The 15,962-nt window shown below is 56.0% G+C and carries 15 protein-coding genes; 5 read left to right on the forward strand and 10 right to left on the reverse strand.

Annotated elements, in window-relative coordinates:
• Positions 1-40: 40 nt before the first annotated feature.
• From ACQKE4_RS00120 to ACQKE4_RS00140, 5 genes are all read right to left on the reverse strand, one after another.
• Positions 41-583 (reverse strand): TRAP transporter small permease, encoded by a 543-nt coding sequence (locus ACQKE4_RS00120; RefSeq protein WP_427386352.1) that lies wholly within the window; start codon positions 581-583, stop codon positions 41-43.
• A gap of 57 nt (positions 584-640) precedes the next feature.
• On the reverse strand, positions 641-1,642 hold the full coding sequence (locus ACQKE4_RS00125) for a sialic acid TRAP transporter substrate-binding protein SiaP (protein WP_427386353.1): 1,002 nt from the start codon (positions 1,640-1,642) through the stop codon (positions 641-643).
• Between the two features lie 166 nt (positions 1,643-1,808).
• A complete protein-coding gene (locus ACQKE4_RS00130) occupies positions 1,809-2,984 on the reverse strand; it encodes a four-carbon acid sugar kinase family protein (RefSeq protein ID WP_427386354.1) in 1,176 nt (391 codons plus the stop codon).
• On the reverse strand, positions 2,981-3,982 hold the full coding sequence (pdxA, locus tag ACQKE4_RS00135; protein WP_427386355.1) for a 4-hydroxythreonine-4-phosphate dehydrogenase PdxA: 1,002 nt from the start codon (positions 3,980-3,982) through the stop codon (positions 2,981-2,983). The genes ACQKE4_RS00130 and pdxA overlap by 4 nt, the downstream gene beginning before the upstream one ends.
• Positions 3,979-4,743, reverse strand: a complete 765-nt coding sequence (locus tag ACQKE4_RS00140) for an SDR family NAD(P)-dependent oxidoreductase (RefSeq protein WP_427386356.1) — start codon at positions 4,741-4,743, stop codon at positions 3,979-3,981. Before ACQKE4_RS00140 ends, pdxA begins: the two co-directional genes overlap by 4 nt.
• 240 nt (positions 4,744-4,983) lie before the next feature.
• On the opposite strand from ACQKE4_RS00140, the gene ACQKE4_RS00145 reads away from it, so the two are divergent.
• The 3 genes from ACQKE4_RS00145 to ACQKE4_RS00155 are packed head-to-tail and all read left to right on the forward strand — an operon-like array spanning position 4,984 to position 8,920.
• A complete protein-coding gene (locus tag ACQKE4_RS00145) occupies positions 4,984-6,147 on the forward strand; it encodes a fumarylacetoacetate hydrolase family protein (protein ID WP_427386357.1) in 1,164 nt (387 codons plus the stop codon).
• 47 nt (positions 6,148-6,194) lie between these two features.
• On the forward strand, positions 6,195-7,496 hold the full coding sequence (locus tag ACQKE4_RS00150; RefSeq protein ID WP_427386358.1) for an L-fuconate dehydratase: 1,302 nt from the start codon (positions 6,195-6,197) through the stop codon (positions 7,494-7,496).
• Positions 7,496-8,920 carry an FAD-binding oxidoreductase gene (locus tag ACQKE4_RS00155; RefSeq protein WP_427386359.1) on the forward strand — a complete coding sequence of 475 codons (1,425 nt, stop codon included), beginning with the start codon at positions 7,496-7,498 and terminating at the stop codon, positions 8,918-8,920. The genes ACQKE4_RS00150 and ACQKE4_RS00155 overlap by 1 nt, the downstream gene beginning before the upstream one ends.
• A gap of 34 nt (positions 8,921-8,954) precedes the next feature.
• On the opposite strand, the gene hpaI is transcribed toward ACQKE4_RS00155, so the two are convergent.
• From hpaI to ACQKE4_RS00175, 4 genes are all read right to left on the reverse strand, one after another.
• A complete protein-coding gene (hpaI, locus tag ACQKE4_RS00160; RefSeq protein ID WP_427386360.1) occupies positions 8,955-9,722 on the reverse strand; it encodes a 4-hydroxy-2-oxoheptanedioate aldolase in 768 nt (255 codons plus the stop codon).
• 16 nt (positions 9,723-9,738) lie between these two features.
• Positions 9,739-11,034: a TRAP transporter large permease gene (locus tag ACQKE4_RS00165; protein WP_427386361.1), complete on the reverse strand. Its 1,296-nt coding sequence runs from the start codon at positions 11,032-11,034 to the stop codon at positions 9,739-9,741.
• On the reverse strand, positions 11,031-11,573 hold the full coding sequence (locus ACQKE4_RS00170; RefSeq protein ID WP_427386362.1) for a TRAP transporter small permease: 543 nt from the start codon (positions 11,571-11,573) through the stop codon (positions 11,031-11,033). The genes ACQKE4_RS00165 and ACQKE4_RS00170 overlap by 4 nt, the downstream gene beginning before the upstream one ends.
• Positions 11,574-11,681: 108 nt before the next feature.
• Positions 11,682-12,662: a TRAP transporter substrate-binding protein gene (locus ACQKE4_RS00175; protein ID WP_427386363.1), complete on the reverse strand. Its 981-nt coding sequence runs from the start codon at positions 12,660-12,662 to the stop codon at positions 11,682-11,684.
• Between the two features lie 278 nt (positions 12,663-12,940).
• On the opposite strand from ACQKE4_RS00175, the gene ACQKE4_RS00180 reads away from it, so the two are divergent.
• A complete protein-coding gene (locus ACQKE4_RS00180; protein ID WP_427386364.1) occupies positions 12,941-13,708 on the forward strand; it encodes an SDR family NAD(P)-dependent oxidoreductase in 768 nt (255 codons plus the stop codon).
• Here ACQKE4_RS00180 and ACQKE4_RS00185 read toward each other — a convergent pair.
• Positions 13,689-14,603, reverse strand: coding sequence for a LysR family transcriptional regulator (locus tag ACQKE4_RS00185; RefSeq protein WP_427386365.1), 915 nt, complete (start codon positions 14,601-14,603; stop codon positions 13,689-13,691). The two genes, ACQKE4_RS00180 and ACQKE4_RS00185, sit on opposite strands and share 20 nt — an antisense overlap.
• A gap of 149 nt (positions 14,604-14,752) precedes the next feature.
• Between ACQKE4_RS00185 and ACQKE4_RS00190 the strand changes: the two genes are divergently transcribed.
• Positions 14,753-15,958 carry a CaiB/BaiF CoA transferase family protein gene (locus tag ACQKE4_RS00190; protein WP_427386366.1) on the forward strand — a complete coding sequence of 402 codons (1,206 nt, stop codon included), beginning with the start codon at positions 14,753-14,755 and terminating at the stop codon, positions 15,956-15,958.
• Positions 15,959-15,962: the final 4 nt, after the last annotated feature.

Consider the following 15,962-nt stretch of genomic DNA (forward strand, 5'->3'; position numbering starts at 1 on the left):
GGGCATATCAATAAAAAACGCCATCGCCAATAACCACCGTTCACACTGCACTGTTACGGTTTCGGTACTTTAAATAGAGCCGCTGCACGGTGCGCAAGGCCATCAAGACAAACGCGGCACAGACGGCAAAATAGATGATGCTCTTAGGCAGATCGATGGAGACCATTAAGCTATTGGTGCGTGATGCCAATTGATAAGCCACCCATGCCAACGCTATATAAAAGGTAAGGCTGACAAGATTGACCAGTCGCTCCAGAAAGCGCGCCTGCCACCCTGGCATGTAGTGATAGAAGAACTCCACCATAATGTGGCTGCCGTTACGAGCCGCCATCGCGCTGCCCAGAAAGCCCACCCCGATCAGCAGATAGCGCGCTATCTCCTCGGTCCAGCCAATCGAGCTGCCTAATACATAGCGGCTAAAAAATTGAGCGAACACCACCAGAATCAGCGCCCAAAACAGCGTCAGGGTCACATAATCCTCGATACGATAATCACTGAACCTAAACGGGGCGTCATCAAATGCAGATTCAAAATCGACCATTGGGTCACCAATGGGCGGTGAGTCTTCTCTTGGGTTGTTCATGGCGCAACACTCCACCCCCTCCGCTCAAAAGAGCGGAGGGGGTAACAAAGGATTGGATTATTGGCCGATAGCCTGTAGACGGTCGTAAGTTTCCTCATCCCAGGTGGCAGCATCGCCGTTATGGGCGGGTACTACGGCCTCACGAAAGACATCGCGATCCACTTCGTTGATGGTGTTGCCCTGCTCTTCAAACCAGACGACCAGCTCTTCTTCAGCTTGCTGGATATCCTTGGTGTTGTTCTCGGCAGCCTCTTGGAAAACCTCGCGGAATATCTGTTGATCCTCTTCAGTTAGCTGATTCCAACGTGGCCCCCCGACAATGGTGATTAATGAATCAGTAATATGGCCAGTTAGGTTGATGTAGTCCTGTACTTCATGGAATGCCTTGGCGCGAATGGTAGGTAGCGGATTTTCCTGGGCGTCTACCACGCCTTGCTGCAGCGCCAGATAAACCTCGTCGAACGCGATAGGGGTAGGGTTAGCGCCAACTGCACGGGGCATCATCATGTACATCGGAGCGTTAGGCACGCGGATTTTGAGGCCTTGCATGTCCGCTGGCTCATTGATGGGAGTATTCGAGGTCACATGACGCTCGCCGTAATAGTTGAGCGCCATAGGTACGTTGCCGGTTTGATCCTGGTAGCCCTGCGCGATCTCTTCAAACAGTTCACTGTCAGCAAACGCCTGCCAGTGATCAAAGTCACGGAACATATAGGCCGCGCCAGCTATACCGATGGGGCCATAAGAGCGCCCAGCAAACTGTGTGCCGGTATAGATAACATCCACCGTACCTAACTCGAGCCCTTCGTTAATATCCTCCTCTTTACCCAGCGAAGAGGCAGGGTGCACCTGCATGGTATAGCGCCCATCGGTACGCTCTTCGATTTCATCAGCGGCCCATAGCGCCCATTTGTGGAACGGCTCAGACGTTTCATAAACATGCGCGAAGCGTAGGTTTTCAGCTGCCTGAACGGCAGCCGTAAAACCAATACCTGCCGCGATCAGCGAGGCAGTCAATAGGCGGCCCATTCTGAGGTGGCGTTGGCTTTTGTGACTCATCGTGTACTCCTCACAACCATTAGATTTGTTGTTGGTTTTAGTGCGAGTGGCGGCAGCCGACGTAACCGACCATAGAGCTGTATACGTATCATACCACCAGTTTCAAACCTAGCTGGTTGCCTGCAATCGCGCAACCATCTCGATAAGGATTTTGTTGTGTTTATGTTTATTCACGTTGCAAGCCAAGCTGTTGCTGCAAACGCACCAGCAGTTGCTGATCACCAAACCCGCCAGCTTTGGTAATTACTCGACGTCGCCAATCGCCATCCATGACCCCTAAGGCAACCCCTGGTGACCACTCGGCTTCAACGGATATATAACTCACTCCCTGCCGGGAGAGCACCGCCATTGCAATATCGCCACCGGTTAAGAACAGTAAACTCTCCTCAATTCCGTTCCAGGTAAAAGTAATTGCAGCCACCTGGGCAGCCATTGCTTTAGCAACCTCACTTGCCGTACGCCCTACTTCCGCTCCAGGCACGACGACACAAGTACTCAACGCGTAGTCATTAGCAGGAACATCCATGCACGCTTCGATAACGGCCACATTGGGAAAGTTCTTGCAGAGTTGCTGAAGCTGCTCAGCCGCGCGTGGGCTTCTAGACCCCACTGCATAAAGCAACGAGGTTACGCCACTCAGCGAGCGATACGAGGCATTCGGCGATCCAAAACAGCGCTGGGCAATCGCCGTTGCCAAGCCCGCTGCACCGGCGAGTGTTCTAACATCGTTAGTGGAAACTAATCGCTCATACAGGCTCGCAAGCTCTTCGTCGCTAGCAGCATCGGCAATACAGTCCTCGTTAGGCAGTTGCATTCCTGGGCCAGGGCGATAGCGCTCCAGCGGTAGTCCGCTGGCAGCAAATGCCCGATCAATCGGGCCCATAATGGGCACTGAAAGGGCATCTTGTTGATAAACCGTGCCTGCCAGTAGCTGACCATCGACCCACACTTCAGCATCGCGCACTGTTCGCCCCTGGGCGGGAACCGCCGGGGCTAAAAGCAACGGCAGGCTCAGCGCTTCGCGCAGGGCCCTGCACTCTGCAACTACCTGGCCACGCAGGGTTGAGTCCACTTTTTTAAACCACTGCTGCGGGTGAGCTCGCTTGAGCAATCGCACAGCCTCCGTCACACGGCTGGCCGCCTCGTCGGCCGGTAGGTGGCGAGATTCAGTATTTACGGCGATAACCTCTGGCAACTGCCCTTGCCACGTATCAAGCGTTTTGGCTAATGCCTCAAGGCTAATCACCACGCGGGCGTCTGCTCCCCTCGCGGCAAACGGAGCGGCGGTATCCAGCGCGCCAGACAAATCGTCCGCAATAATCGCCAATCGGCAGCTGCTCATGCTTTAGCGCCGCTGGCTAGCCGCCGTGCATAGGCAATCGCCGACCCCATATTGGTGGCATCGGCTTTACCCTGCCAAGCAATATCAAAGGCAGTGCCGTGATCCACTGAGGTGCGCTGAAGCGGCAGCCCTAGGCTAACGTTCACGGTAGTATCGAAGGCGATCAGCTTGACGGGGATATGCCCCTGGTCGTGATACTGAGCGATGACCAAATCGAACTCACCTTTCGAGGCACGGTAAAACACCGTATCCGCTGAGATCGGCCCGCTCACATCGAATCCCTGTTCCCGCAAGCGCGCAACCGCCGGGGCGATACAGCGGCTATCTTCGTCGCCAAAAATACCGCCTTCACCGCAGTGTGGATTAAGCCCCGCAACAGCGATACGCGGCCTAGCTAATCCCAATGCCACCAAGTGCGCATGTCCGGCTTCAACCGTGGCAATAATGCGCTCGGGAGTCACCCGATCAATGGCATCTCGCAGCGAAACGTGGGTGGAAACATGCAGCGTCGAGAGCGTTTCAGAGGCCAGCAGCATGAACGATGACGGCGCGCCAGTCAGCGATGCCAGCATGCCGGTGTGACCATCATAGTGGTGACCTGCTTCATGTAGCGCCGCTTTGTTCAGCGGGGCAGTGACAATCACCTGTGCTCGCCCTGCCTGTACAAGCTCAACGGCTTTGTGAACGCAGCGAAACGCCATATCGCCCGCAGCGGCGCTAATTTTGCCATCGGAAATGTCGACGCCCTTCGCTACCTCTACCACCCCCACCGCCACACAATCGTTACCGCGTTTTACCTGTTCCAACGGTACAAACTCAAGCTCGGCGCCAATGCTCGTCGCTGCGCGGCGATAAATAACCGGATCACCGACCACCATGGCAGTGGCCCGCTCAGCGGGCGACATGGCGCTTAGCGCACGGCAAATAATCTCTGGGCCGATACCGGCGGGGTCGCCCATCGTGATAGCAATTTCATAACAGCGTAGGGAGCTATTCATGGCATTAACTGCCCGCCGTTGACCTCAATAATTTGGCCGGTGACATAGCCACTTAATGTGTCGGTGCCAAGAAAAACATAAGCGCCGACACACTCTTCCGCCGTCCCCAAACGGCCCATGGGAATCGATGCCCGAGCGGCATTTAGATGAGCATCGCTTGAGTGGCGCTCATGAAAATCAGTGGCAATGGTGCCGGGTGCCACGGCGTTAACGCGAACATTATCGCCCGCCAGTTCCTTGGCCATATTGCGCGTAACCGTGCTCACAAACCCTTTGGCCGACGCATATAGCCCCGCACCACCGCCTCCCCCGTTACGCGCGGCAATCGAAGTGGTATGAATAATATTCCCGCCCCCAGCGCGGCGAAAATGCGGCAGCGCTGCTCGGCTGGCCATGATCACTGAGCGTACATTGAGATCCATAACCCGGTCGTACTGATCATCGTCCATCTCATCTAAGCCAACCCGGCCCATCATGTCTCCCGCGTTATTGATCAACAGATCTAAACCGCCCAGACGCTCGGCGGCCTTATCAACCAGTTGTTGGGTTTCACTGGTATGGCTGACGTCGGCTTGCAGCGTAAAGGCGTCGCCGCCAGCATCGCGAATAGCCTGGGCTACCGCTTCGGCAGGCGCTTCACTGCTGTGATAGTGCACCGCGACATGTGCTCCCAACGCACCGAGTTGTTTAGCGACCGCCGCGCCTATGCCGCGACTGGCACCGGTAATCAATACGCGCTTACCTTTCCACTCGTCTAACATGCAATTCTCCTTAACACTTTTTTGTTTTTCTAATCGCTCTGTTCAGCAAAACACCTTCATCTAGGCCGATTTAACTATCGACCCGAAATAGAACGGTGCGCTAGAGTAGGCAATTAACTGGCATACCTGTCATACAACACAACATCTATAACATGATAGGCGATGGCGTATTAACCGCCAATCGCATACCACCGCTAAAAACGATGACTAACAACAATTTTTAACTACCTGGAGGCGTATATGAACCCACTTTCCCTGACTGACTCCCTGCCCCATGACCTGGATAATGCGCTACTGGTCGGTCGCGTATGGTTAGAAGGCGCTCACCCCGGCCCTGCCTTGGTGACTGTACGCGATGGCCAGGTCATTGATATTACTGAGCATGGCCCGACCATGGCTGACCTGCTTGAGCGCGACGATGTGCTATCGATTGTGCAGAGTGCCAAGGGCTCCAATCTGGGCAGCGTAGAATCATTAATAGCGAACTCCCAGCTTTCCTCGCCGCAAGCACCCTATCTACTCGCGCCCTGTGATGTGCAGGCCGTTAAAGCATGTGGCGTTACCTTTGCGGTTAGTCTGTTAGAACGCGTGATTGAGGAGCAGGCAGGAGGCGATCCAACCAAGGCCGTTGAATTACGCGATGACCTACAGGCGTTGATCGGCACTGATCTTTCAAAAATCAAGCCGGGCTCTGATGAGGCGATGGCGCTCAAAACAGCACTTCAAGCCCGCGGTGGCTGGTCACAGTATATGGAAGTGGGCATCGGCCCCGATGCGGAAGTATTTACCAAAGCCCAGCCGCTTTCATCGGTAGGTTTTGGCACGACAGTAGGCTTGCACCCATCCTCTCAGTGGAATAATCCCGAGCCGGAAATTGTGCTGGCAGTCGATAGCCGCGGTCAGGTGCGTGGTGCCACTCTGGGCAACGACGTCAACCTGCGCGATGTCGAAGGCCGTAGCGCCCTGCTGCTTGGCAAGGCGAAAGATAACAATGCCTCCTGCTCCATTGGCCCTTTCATTCGCCTATTTGATGACCACTTTACTATCGACAGTGTGCGCAATTGCCAAGTAGCGCTGCGCATCGAAGGTGGGGATGACGACTTCCTGTTGCAAGGCGAGAGCGATATGCGCGAGATCAGTCGCGACCCGCTGGACTTAGTTAGCCAAACCATCGGCGAGCACCATCAATACCCCGACGGTTTTATGCTGTTCCTCGGCACCATGTTCTCGCCGATTCAAGACCGCGACGGTAAAGGCCAAGGGTTCACCCATCACCTGGGAGATCGCGTCACTATCACCACACCCGCCCTTGGCGCCCTGGTTAATTCGGTAGGCAGAAGCGATCAGTTGCCGCCCTGGACCTACGGCATTCGCGAGCTGATGCGCCACTTAGCGCGCCGCTGATTCAGCCACCTCATACGCCACTCAACCGCACCGACAAGGAGAGCACAATGACAACAATTACTCGCGTCGAGATCCAGGATATTCGCTTTCCCACCTCGCGCTCACTAGATGGCTCGGATGCCATGAACGCGGCGCCAGACTACTCCGCCGCTTACGTCATCCTGCACACCGATGACGGCAGCCCCGAAGGGCACGGCTTGACCTTTACCATTGGTCGCGGCAACGAGATTGTGGTCACCGCGCTGCACTCCTTAGCACCACTGATTGAGGGTCGCACGCTGGCCTCGATTACCGACAATATGGGCACCTTCTGGCGGGAAATTACCGGCGATAGTCAACTGCGCTGGATTGGCCCCGATAAAGGCGCCATTCACCTGGCGACCGCCGCCATCGTCAACGCCGTATGGGATATGTGGGCGAAAAAAGAGGGCAAGCCGGTGTGGAAGCTACTGGTGGATATGACGCCGGAGCAACTGGTGCGCTGCCTTGATTTCCGTTTTGTCACCGATGCGTTAACCCCCGAAGAAGCGATCTGTTTGCTGCGCCGCCAATCCTCTGGCAAAGCCGCGCGGGAAGCTGAAATGCGCCGCGATGGCTACCCTGGCTACACCACTTCCGCCGGCTGGCTGGGTTATAGCGACGAGAAAGTGCGCGGCCTTGCCCGTGAAGCACTAGCCGAAGGCTGGACCCACTTTAAGCAGAAGATTGGCGGTGATATCGAAGAGGATGCCCGCCGAGCGGCGCTGCTGCGCGATGAGATCGGCTGGGACAACGTGCTGATGATGGACGCCAATCAGGTGTGGGAAGTCGACGAGACAATTACCAAGATGCGCCGATTGGCAGAATTTGATCCACTGTGGATCGAAGAGCCCACCAGCCCTGACGATATTCTTGGCCACGCTGAAATCCGCCACCGCGTTGCGCCTATCGGCGTTGCCACTGGCGAACACTGCCACAACAAAGTGATGTTTAAGCAGTTCTTCCAAGCGGATGCCATTGACTATTGCCAGCTTGATGCGGCGCGCTTGGGTGGGCTTAATGAAGTCATTTTAGTGGTACTAATGGCGGCTAAATTCGGCGTGCCGATTTGCCCCCACGGCGGCGGGGTTGGGCTATGCGAGTACACCCAACATATCTCTCTATTCGACTACATTGCGGTATCCGGCAGCCTTGAAGGCCGTGTGCTTGAGTACGTAGACCACCTTCACGAGCACTTTATCGACCCGGTAGTCATCAACCGTGGCCGCTACCAGGTGCCCGAAGCGCCGGGTTACAGTATCGCCATGCACACGGAATCCCAAGCACAGCACCGCTACCCCGAGGGTGCGGCCTGGCAGGAAGAGCATTAATGACAGACACCACTACGTTTCTAAATGAACTAACTACCCTGCTCGGTGAGCGGGGTTTAGTCCGCGAATCGGATGTTATGGCGCGCTACGTTAGCGACTGGGCAGGCGATACGTTGGGCATGCCGCTGGCGGTGGCACGCCCGGCAACTACTGCAGAAGTCGCCGAAGTAGTGAAGCGCTGCTATGAGCAAGGCGTCGCAATGACGCCTCAGGGTGGCCATAGCGGCTTGGTGGCCGGCGCCTTGCCCGCTGCAAGCGGTCAGGAGCTGGTAATCAGCCTAGAGCGCTTAAATAGCGTGCGCGTGATTGATCCGGTTAATTTCACCATCACCGTAGATGCGGGCTGTATTCTCGAAAACGTTAAGCTGGCGGCTTTTGAGCATGACTGCGACTTTCCGCTCTCGCTTGGCGCTCAGGGCAGCTGTCAGATCGGCGGCAATATCGCCACCAACGCAGGCGGGCTTAACGTGCTGCGCTACGGCATGATGCGCGAGCTGGTGCTGGGGCTTGAAGTGGTTCTGCCTGACGGCCGCGTCTGGGAAAGTCTTAACGCGCTACATAAAGACAACCGCGGCTACGATCTTCAGCAGCTATTTTTAGGCAGCGAAGGCACCCTGGGCATTGTGACCGGCGCGGTACTCAAGCTCTCACCACGCCCGACCCAGAATCGTACCGCGCTGCTGGGTCTACCCTCCGTTCAGGCGGTGATTGACCTTTATGGTTTGGCCCGCCGGGAGTGCTGCGATCTGTTGACCGCTTTCGAACTGATTCCCCGCCGCTGCATTGAGCTAGCAATCGAAGCAACACCTGAACTGCGCGACCCAATGGAGAGCGCCTACCCCTGGTACGTGCTAATGGAAGTTGCGGCTACGGGGCCAGTGGATCTAGGTGCAATGCTGGAACAGCTACTTGAAACCGGCATGGAGCGCGAGCTGGTGCTGGATGGCGCGCTGGCATCCAGCGACACCCAGTCCGCCCAGCTATGGCAATTCCGCGAAAGTATGTTGGAAGGCCAACGACGACGCGGCGAGCATCTGCGCACCGATATCTCGGTGCCCATCTCGGCAATTCCCGACTTCGTCACACGCGCAAGCGAAGTGGTCATGGCCGCTTCTCCCGAGTGCGAAATCATTGCCTACGGCCATGTGGGCGACGGCAACCTGCACTTCAACATCCTGCCGCCCAGTGCCATGGCGGACAGCGATAAGAAAGCCCACCTGCATGACCTGGAGGAGCGGCTGTTTGAAGTGCTCGACGAGTTCCACGGTAGTATCAGCGCCGAGCATGGCATTGGCCGCACCAAGCAAGCGTCTTACCTGGCGCGGCTATCGCCTATCGAACGGGAGCTGATCAGCGGGGTTAAAGCCCTTTTCGACCCCAAGGGGCTGATGAACCCAGGGAGAATTTTGCCTGCTGGGGAGTAATCCCCAGCTTGGTGCCTCATTCAGTTTTGGTTGGTCACTGTCTGAAACGCTCTGCCAGGCCACGCAAAGCATTGGCATACAGCAGCGTATCGATCCCCACGCCAACGAAGGTACAGCCCGCCGCAAGATAGCCGCGGGCGGCCTGCTCGTCCACCGTGACGATACCCGCTGCTTTTCCTGCAGAACGTATCTTGGTAATGGCATCACTAATCGCTGCTTTCACGTCCGGGTGGCTAGCGTTACCGAGATGCCCCATTGACGCCGACAAATCAGCAGGGCCAATAAATACGCCATCGACACCTTCTACTGCAGCGATAGCTTCCAGGTTGGCAAGCGCCTGCGGACTCTCCACCTGCAACATCAGGCAGATTTCGTCATCGGCACGGGAGAGATAGTCTTCGGCCTGCCCCCAGCGTGAGGCGCGCGCCAGCACATGGCCAACGCCGCGAATACCCCGCGGCGGATAGCGCGTGGCCGCGACTAGCTCGGCGGCTTGTTCAGCCGTTTCTACCATTGGGATGAGCAGGTTCTGCACGCCAATATCCAAGTAGCGCTTGATTAACACCGCATCGCCCGTGGGCGGCCGTACCACCGGGTGACTTTGATAGGGTGCCAGCGCCTGCAACTGAGCAAGCAAGCTGGCGAGATCATTAGGAGTATGCTCCGCGTCAATCAACAGCCAGTCGAAGCCTGCCGTAGCGGCAATTTCGGCAGTATAAGCACTGGTCAAACCGAGCCAAATCCCGGTTTGGGGTTGGCCCGCCAGCAGTTGCTGTTTAAAGGCGTTAGGCGGCATGTTCATGCTAGCTCCTTTTTTATTAGTATCCCATCACCCGCGGCAGCCAAGTGGCTAGCCCTGGTACGGCGATCAATAGCAAAATGGTGGCAATAATCGGTAGCAAGAAAGGCAGTATTGCCCTAACTACCTGACCGTAGCGTAATCGCGTGATCCCAACCATTAAGAATAGCACCGTGCCAAACGGCGGTGTAATGACCCCTACGGACAGCGTAATCACCATCACGATACCGAAGTGAACCGGGTCTAACCCAGCGCTTAGGGCCGCCGGCACCACAATCGGGGTGAAAATCAGGATGCTTTCAATCACCGACATAAAGCAGCCGATCAGCAGGAAGAACAGCGCAAAGCAGAGCAGTAGTGCAAACATGGGCATATCAATGCTGGCCACCTGCCCCGCCAATGCCTGGGGAATTCCCATGCGCACGAGTATCCAGCCATAAAAGCTGGAAACCGCAATAATCAACAGTATCACTGCACTGAACATTAGGGTGCGGCGAAAGGCGTTAAACAGATCCCGCCAGTTCAGATCACGGTAGATCAGCCCGCCTAGAATTACCGCGTAGAGCGACGCAATCGCTCCCGCTTCTGTGGGTGTGAAGAAGCCACCCCAAATGCCACCGACAATAATCGCCGGCATCATTAACGGCAAAATAGCGCGTTTCCCTGTGCGCACCACTTCACAGGCATCAAAGGGTGTGGGCTTAGGCATGACTACCTTGCCGGTGGCGCCAAGCAGTACCGTCATCCCGATCAGTAGCAGCGCCATCAAAAGACCAGGCAATATCCCGGCCATAAACAGCCCACCAATGCTCACATTCGCCAGCCAACCGTACACCACTAGTGCGATACTGGGAGGCAAAATCGGCCCGATAACGCTGGAAGCGGCGGTGATACCAGTGGAGTAATCCAGCGCATAGCCACGCTCTTTCATGGCCTTGATTTCAATACTGCCCAGCCCGGCGGCATCAGCTACGGCGGTACCCGACATGGTGGCAAAGATCGAACTGGCCACCACATTAGCGTGACCAAGGCCGCCCTTGGTAAAGCCAACCAACGCCGTCGCAAAATCAAAAATCCGTGTGGTAGTGGAGCCAACATTCATGACATTGGCGGCCAGAATAAACAACGGAATCGCCAGTAGTGTGAAGTTATTGAGCGTTTGCACCATGCGCAGCGGTAGTAACTCTACCGGTAGCCCACCAGCACCGGTGACCGCCAGGGCAATAAACGAGGTGACGCCAATGGCCACCACCACAGGCAGACCAATGGCCATTAGTACTAGTAGCCCGCCGACAAAAATGAGTAGTTCTATCATGGTTTAACCAACTCCTCTTCCCGAGGCGCTTCCAACCAAGCCACGGGGCCGCGCAGGGTTTGCCACACCGCAATCAGCGCCATACCCGCAAAGCTGAAGAAGACGCCGTAGTAGAGGTAACTGAAACTAATACTGAGAGAGACCGTTTTATTGTTGGCGCTCATATCCGACATAATCCACGCGCCCCAGGCAGCGAGCGCAAAAAAACCACAGGAAATCAGTGCAGTGATTCGATATTGGATGTTTTTACCCAGCCCAGACAGCTTGTGGCTGAACAGATCCACCACCAGATGTTCACTGCGCACCCAGGCCGATATTGAGCCAAAACCAATGGCGTAGATGGCCAGCATAGACGCCACCTCTTCGGTCCAGGGCATGCCTAGCCCCAGCAAGTCGCGGGCAATAACCGCCGCCACGAGCAGTAATAGAATGGCCACCATTAATGCCACGCCGACCCCGTCACAAAGGCGGGTGACGCCACGCAGCGCATAGAAAGCGATTCGATCTGGCCCCTTACTGGGTGCTACAGCGTCTTCCACAGCAGAACTCCTTTACCCTGACATCTTTTTTTAACTGTTATGAAAGCTTATTTGTTATTAAAAACTGAGACGGCCCGTTGGGCCGTCGCAAAATTTTCCAAACGCGTGTTATTGGCTCTGGCTGCCCAGCGCATCTTCGCGGACACCGTCGGCCATTTCGGCCATCACCCGGTCAATCGCCGGTAACGCTGCTTCGCGGAAGGCTTCAATATCAGGCTCGATAATGGTCATGCCTTCTTTTTCAAGCTCTTCTAAATAGTACTCGTCCAACTCGCGTTCACGATCAGAGCCATGTTGACGGGCGACATGAATGGCTTCCTCAATCACCGCCTGGTCTTCTGCATCAAGCCCTTCCCACCAGCGTGAGCTTGCTACCCAGTTCCACGGGAACTGTACGTGGCTGGTCATAATAATATGATCCTGCACTTCCCAAAGGCGGCGGGTGTAAGGCGAAGAGAGCGAGTTTTCGTGACCATCTACCTGGCGGGTTTGCATCGCCAGATAAATTTCTGGCGCGGGCACGTTCACCACCTGTGCGCCAATCTCTTGCCACACTTCCAGCCATATCGGCAGGGAGGGCAGGCGCATACGGAAGCCCTGTAGGTCTGCCGGCGTTTCGATGGCTTTATTGGCCGTCATATGGCGCGGGCCGCGGTGCTGAGTGCCAAAGTACTTCAGGCCGCCTTGGCTTTCCGCTTGCTCTACCAGTGCCTGACCAGAAGGACTTTCCATATAGGCGTCAACTTCTTCCCAGGTAGTGAAAACAAATGGCACGGTAATCGCGTCATACTCAGGCGCGTACTGCTGCCGCCAGTTACCGCCGGTAATGGAGAGCTGGGTCTGACCCAGGTTGAGCAGTTCCAGTATGGCGTCTTCACCGCCCAGCGACCCCGCCAGGAAGGGGCGCACATTGAAGCGGCCGGGTGCTTGCTCTTCTAAATATTCCGCAAAACGCTCCACTGCGGCGCTCTCAGAGCCGCCTTCACTCATGGTGTTGTTCACTTGAATTTCGATAGGGTTAGCTAAGGCGAAGGGGGCCGCCGTTAGCATGCCGAGGGTAGCCAGCGTGGCAAGCAGTTGTTTCCGCATGGGATCACTCTCTACGGTTGTCGTTATTGGGTGTGGTTCTGGTAACTCTTCAAGTAGCGCTTATCCGATCTTGAAACAAGCCGCCAAGGGGCTCAAATCGACGTTCAAGAAGGCAGGCTTCGTGAAATACGATGGCTAGAAACGCCGCTATAGCGCGCTATTTTAAGTAGCCATTCGTCCCCATACGACCAAAGATGAATATCTAACCACCGCTGTTAGCTCTCTCAATAGGCCATCAGGCTGCTTTCCAATAACAATTTATCTTAGGAGCTTTCACCATGCACGAAGCCGCACCCGTCGCCTTCATTACCGGCGCCACCTCGGGCATTGGTCTTGCCTGCGCCCACCGTTTTGCCCAGGCTGGCTGGGCGTTAGTACTGACTGGCCGCCGCTTAGAAAGACTGGATACACTTCAAGCCACCCTTGAAAAGCACGTGCCTGTGTACACTGCTCAGTTGGACGTAAGCGACCCTCAGGCCGTGGCCAACGTAGTGGCGGCACTGCCTGAACGCTTTCAGCACGTGCATACCCTAATCAATAATGCGGGGCTAGCGTTGGGTAAAGGCCCGGCGCAAAGCGCCGACTTAGATGACTGGTACCGCATGATCGATACCAATGTGAAAGGGTTAGTGACCGTCACTCGCCACCTGCTTCCTAAACTGATCGCCGCTGGGCCTGGGGCAACCGTGATCAACTTGGGTTCTATCGCCGCCCATACGCCCTACCCTGGTGGACATGTTTACGGCGCTACCAAAGCGTTTGTAGAGCAGTTTAGCTATAACCTGCGTTGTGATGTCGGCCCTCAAGGGGTAAGGGTTACCGATTTAGCGCCCGGGATGACCGCCAGCGACTTTACCCTGATTCGCATGAAAGGCGACAGCAACGCCGCCGATAACTATTACGAAGGCGCCCAACCGCTACAGCCAGAAGATATTGCCGAGCAGGCGCTACATGTCGCCTCGCTACCGCCCCACGTCAATATCACCCGTTTGGAAGTTATGCCGCTTTGTCAGCAGTGGTCAGCACCTACGATACTGCGGGACTGATCTGGGGCTGGCCTTCGATAAGATGGTCAACCAAGTGCCGAGCGGTGACGTGCAGTGAGGCATAGCGGCGCATACCAATGACCAATTCGCGCTGAGCCCAGGGGTCGCTAAGCGGGATGCTCTTTAGCTGCAAATCACCCAGGTCGCGATAAATAGTTTGCTCAGGCAGTACCCCAACGCCCATACCGTGGTGGATCATGCGGCAAATAGCGTCAAAGCTGCGCACCTGAATTCGCATTCGCAGCGCTTTGCCTGCCAGGTTGGCCTGTTCATTCAACAGTGATTGCAATGAGGCATCCTGCTGTAAGCCAATAAAATCGAAGGACAGCGCTTCATTGAAGGCGATGCTTTCTCGCTCAGCCAAGGGGTGATCAATGGGCGTCATTAGCACTAATCGGTCATGGCGATAAGAGAGTTGCTGAAGATCAGGTGCCGCCACATGGCCGGCGAAAATGCCGATATCGGTTAACCCATCGCGTACGGCGGCAATGATTTCGCTGCTAACGCGCTCTTGAAGGTCAATTTTGATTTCGGGGTAGAGGCGAGAGAAAGCGCTGAGATCCTGAGGCAGAAAGGCAATGATCGCCGAGGTATTGGAGTGAATACGCACATGGCCGCGCACGCCCTCGCCGTACTCGCTGAGTTCGGCATGCAGCCGCTCGATGTTATCCATAATACGCCGGGCATGGTGCAAAAAGGCCTGCCCGGCAGGTGTTAACTCTACGCCACGAGGGCGACGGTAAAGCAGCGTGGTGCCTACCAGTGCTTCCAAGTCGCTAATCCGCTTACTCACCGCAGCGAGTGCCAGGTGTTCGCGCTCAGCGGCAGCCGTTAGGCGGCCTTCATCTGCTACGGAGATGAACAGTTTGAGGGTGACAAAATCGAAGCGGCGCATGAAAAAACTCCTAAGAGACAGCTTGATGATGCTAGCACCAACCTTCGTAGGTCACGAACCCTTTGTTACCGATTGCCTAATTGTCGGCCTTGAACAGCTCACGCATGCTGACGATTAATGATGATAACGATAAGTAGAGGAAAGCCTTAATGAATGCTCACGAAGCGCGCCAGCTTCCGCTACAGGGCTTAAAAGTGCTCGAGCTTGGCCAACTGATTGCGGGCCCCTTCGCTACCAAACTGCTGGGTGAATTTGGTGCCGACGTAATCAAAATCGAGCCTCCCGGAACCGGCGACCCACTTCGCAAATGGCGAATGTTAGAAGAGGGCACCTCGCTCTGGTGGCATGTGCAAACCCGCAACAAGCGCTCGGTGGCGCTGGATTTACGCAGCGAAGAGGGCCAAAAGCTGGTACGCAAGCTCGCCGCCGAAGCAGACGTGGTGGTGGAGAACTTTCGCCCCGGTACGCTAGATAACTGGGGGCTTGGCTGGGAAGCACTCTCCACACTCAATCCACGGCTGATCATGGTGCATATTTCCGGCTACGGGCAAACTGGCCCTTACCGCGACAAGCCCGGTTTTGGCGTGATTGGGGAAGCCATGGGTGGGCTGCGTTACCTCACCGGCCAGCCGGGAGAACCTTCAGTGCGCGTTGGCGTGAGTATTGGTGATTCGCTTTCCGCGCTCTACGCCGTTATCGGCACGCTGTTAGCACTTCAGGAGCGTAACCGCAGCGGCCTGGGCCAAGAGATCGATGTTGCGCTGTATGAGTCCGTCTTTGCGATGATGGAGAGCCTGCTACCGGAGTTCGATGCCAGCGGCCAAGTGCGCGAACCGAGCGGCAGCGCCCTGCCCGGCATCACTCCTTCCAACGCTTACCGCTGCCAGGGCGGCGATTATGTGCTGATTGCCGGTAACGGCGACAGCATCTTTAAGCGCTTAATGGGCGTGATTGGCCGTGAAGATTTAGCCAACGACCCGGCCCTGGCCCATAACGATGGGCGTAGCCAGCAAGCCGAAATGATTGATGCCGCAATTCAAACATGGACCGCAGAGCGCCCACGGGATGCCATTTTACAGGCGCTGGATGAGGCCCGCGTGCCCGCAGGCTATCCCTACACTGCCGAAGATATCGCCTTTGATCCCCACTATTTGGCGCGGGAGATGATTCAAACCTTTACCCGCCCTAATGGCAAAGCGCTAAAAGTACCCGGCGTACTGCCAAAACTTAGCGCTACTCCAGGGCGAATCGGCGACGGCGGCCCCACCCTTGGCCAGCATACCGACGACGTGTTGGATGAACTGGGTATTGATCACGAAACCCGCGCCAAGCTGCGCCAAGCGGGCATCATCTAGAGAG

This window comes from Halomonas sp. NPDC076908, from assembly GCF_050269715.1.
In the GTDB taxonomy this organism is placed as follows: Bacteria; Pseudomonadota; Gammaproteobacteria; order Pseudomonadales; family Halomonadaceae; genus Vreelandella.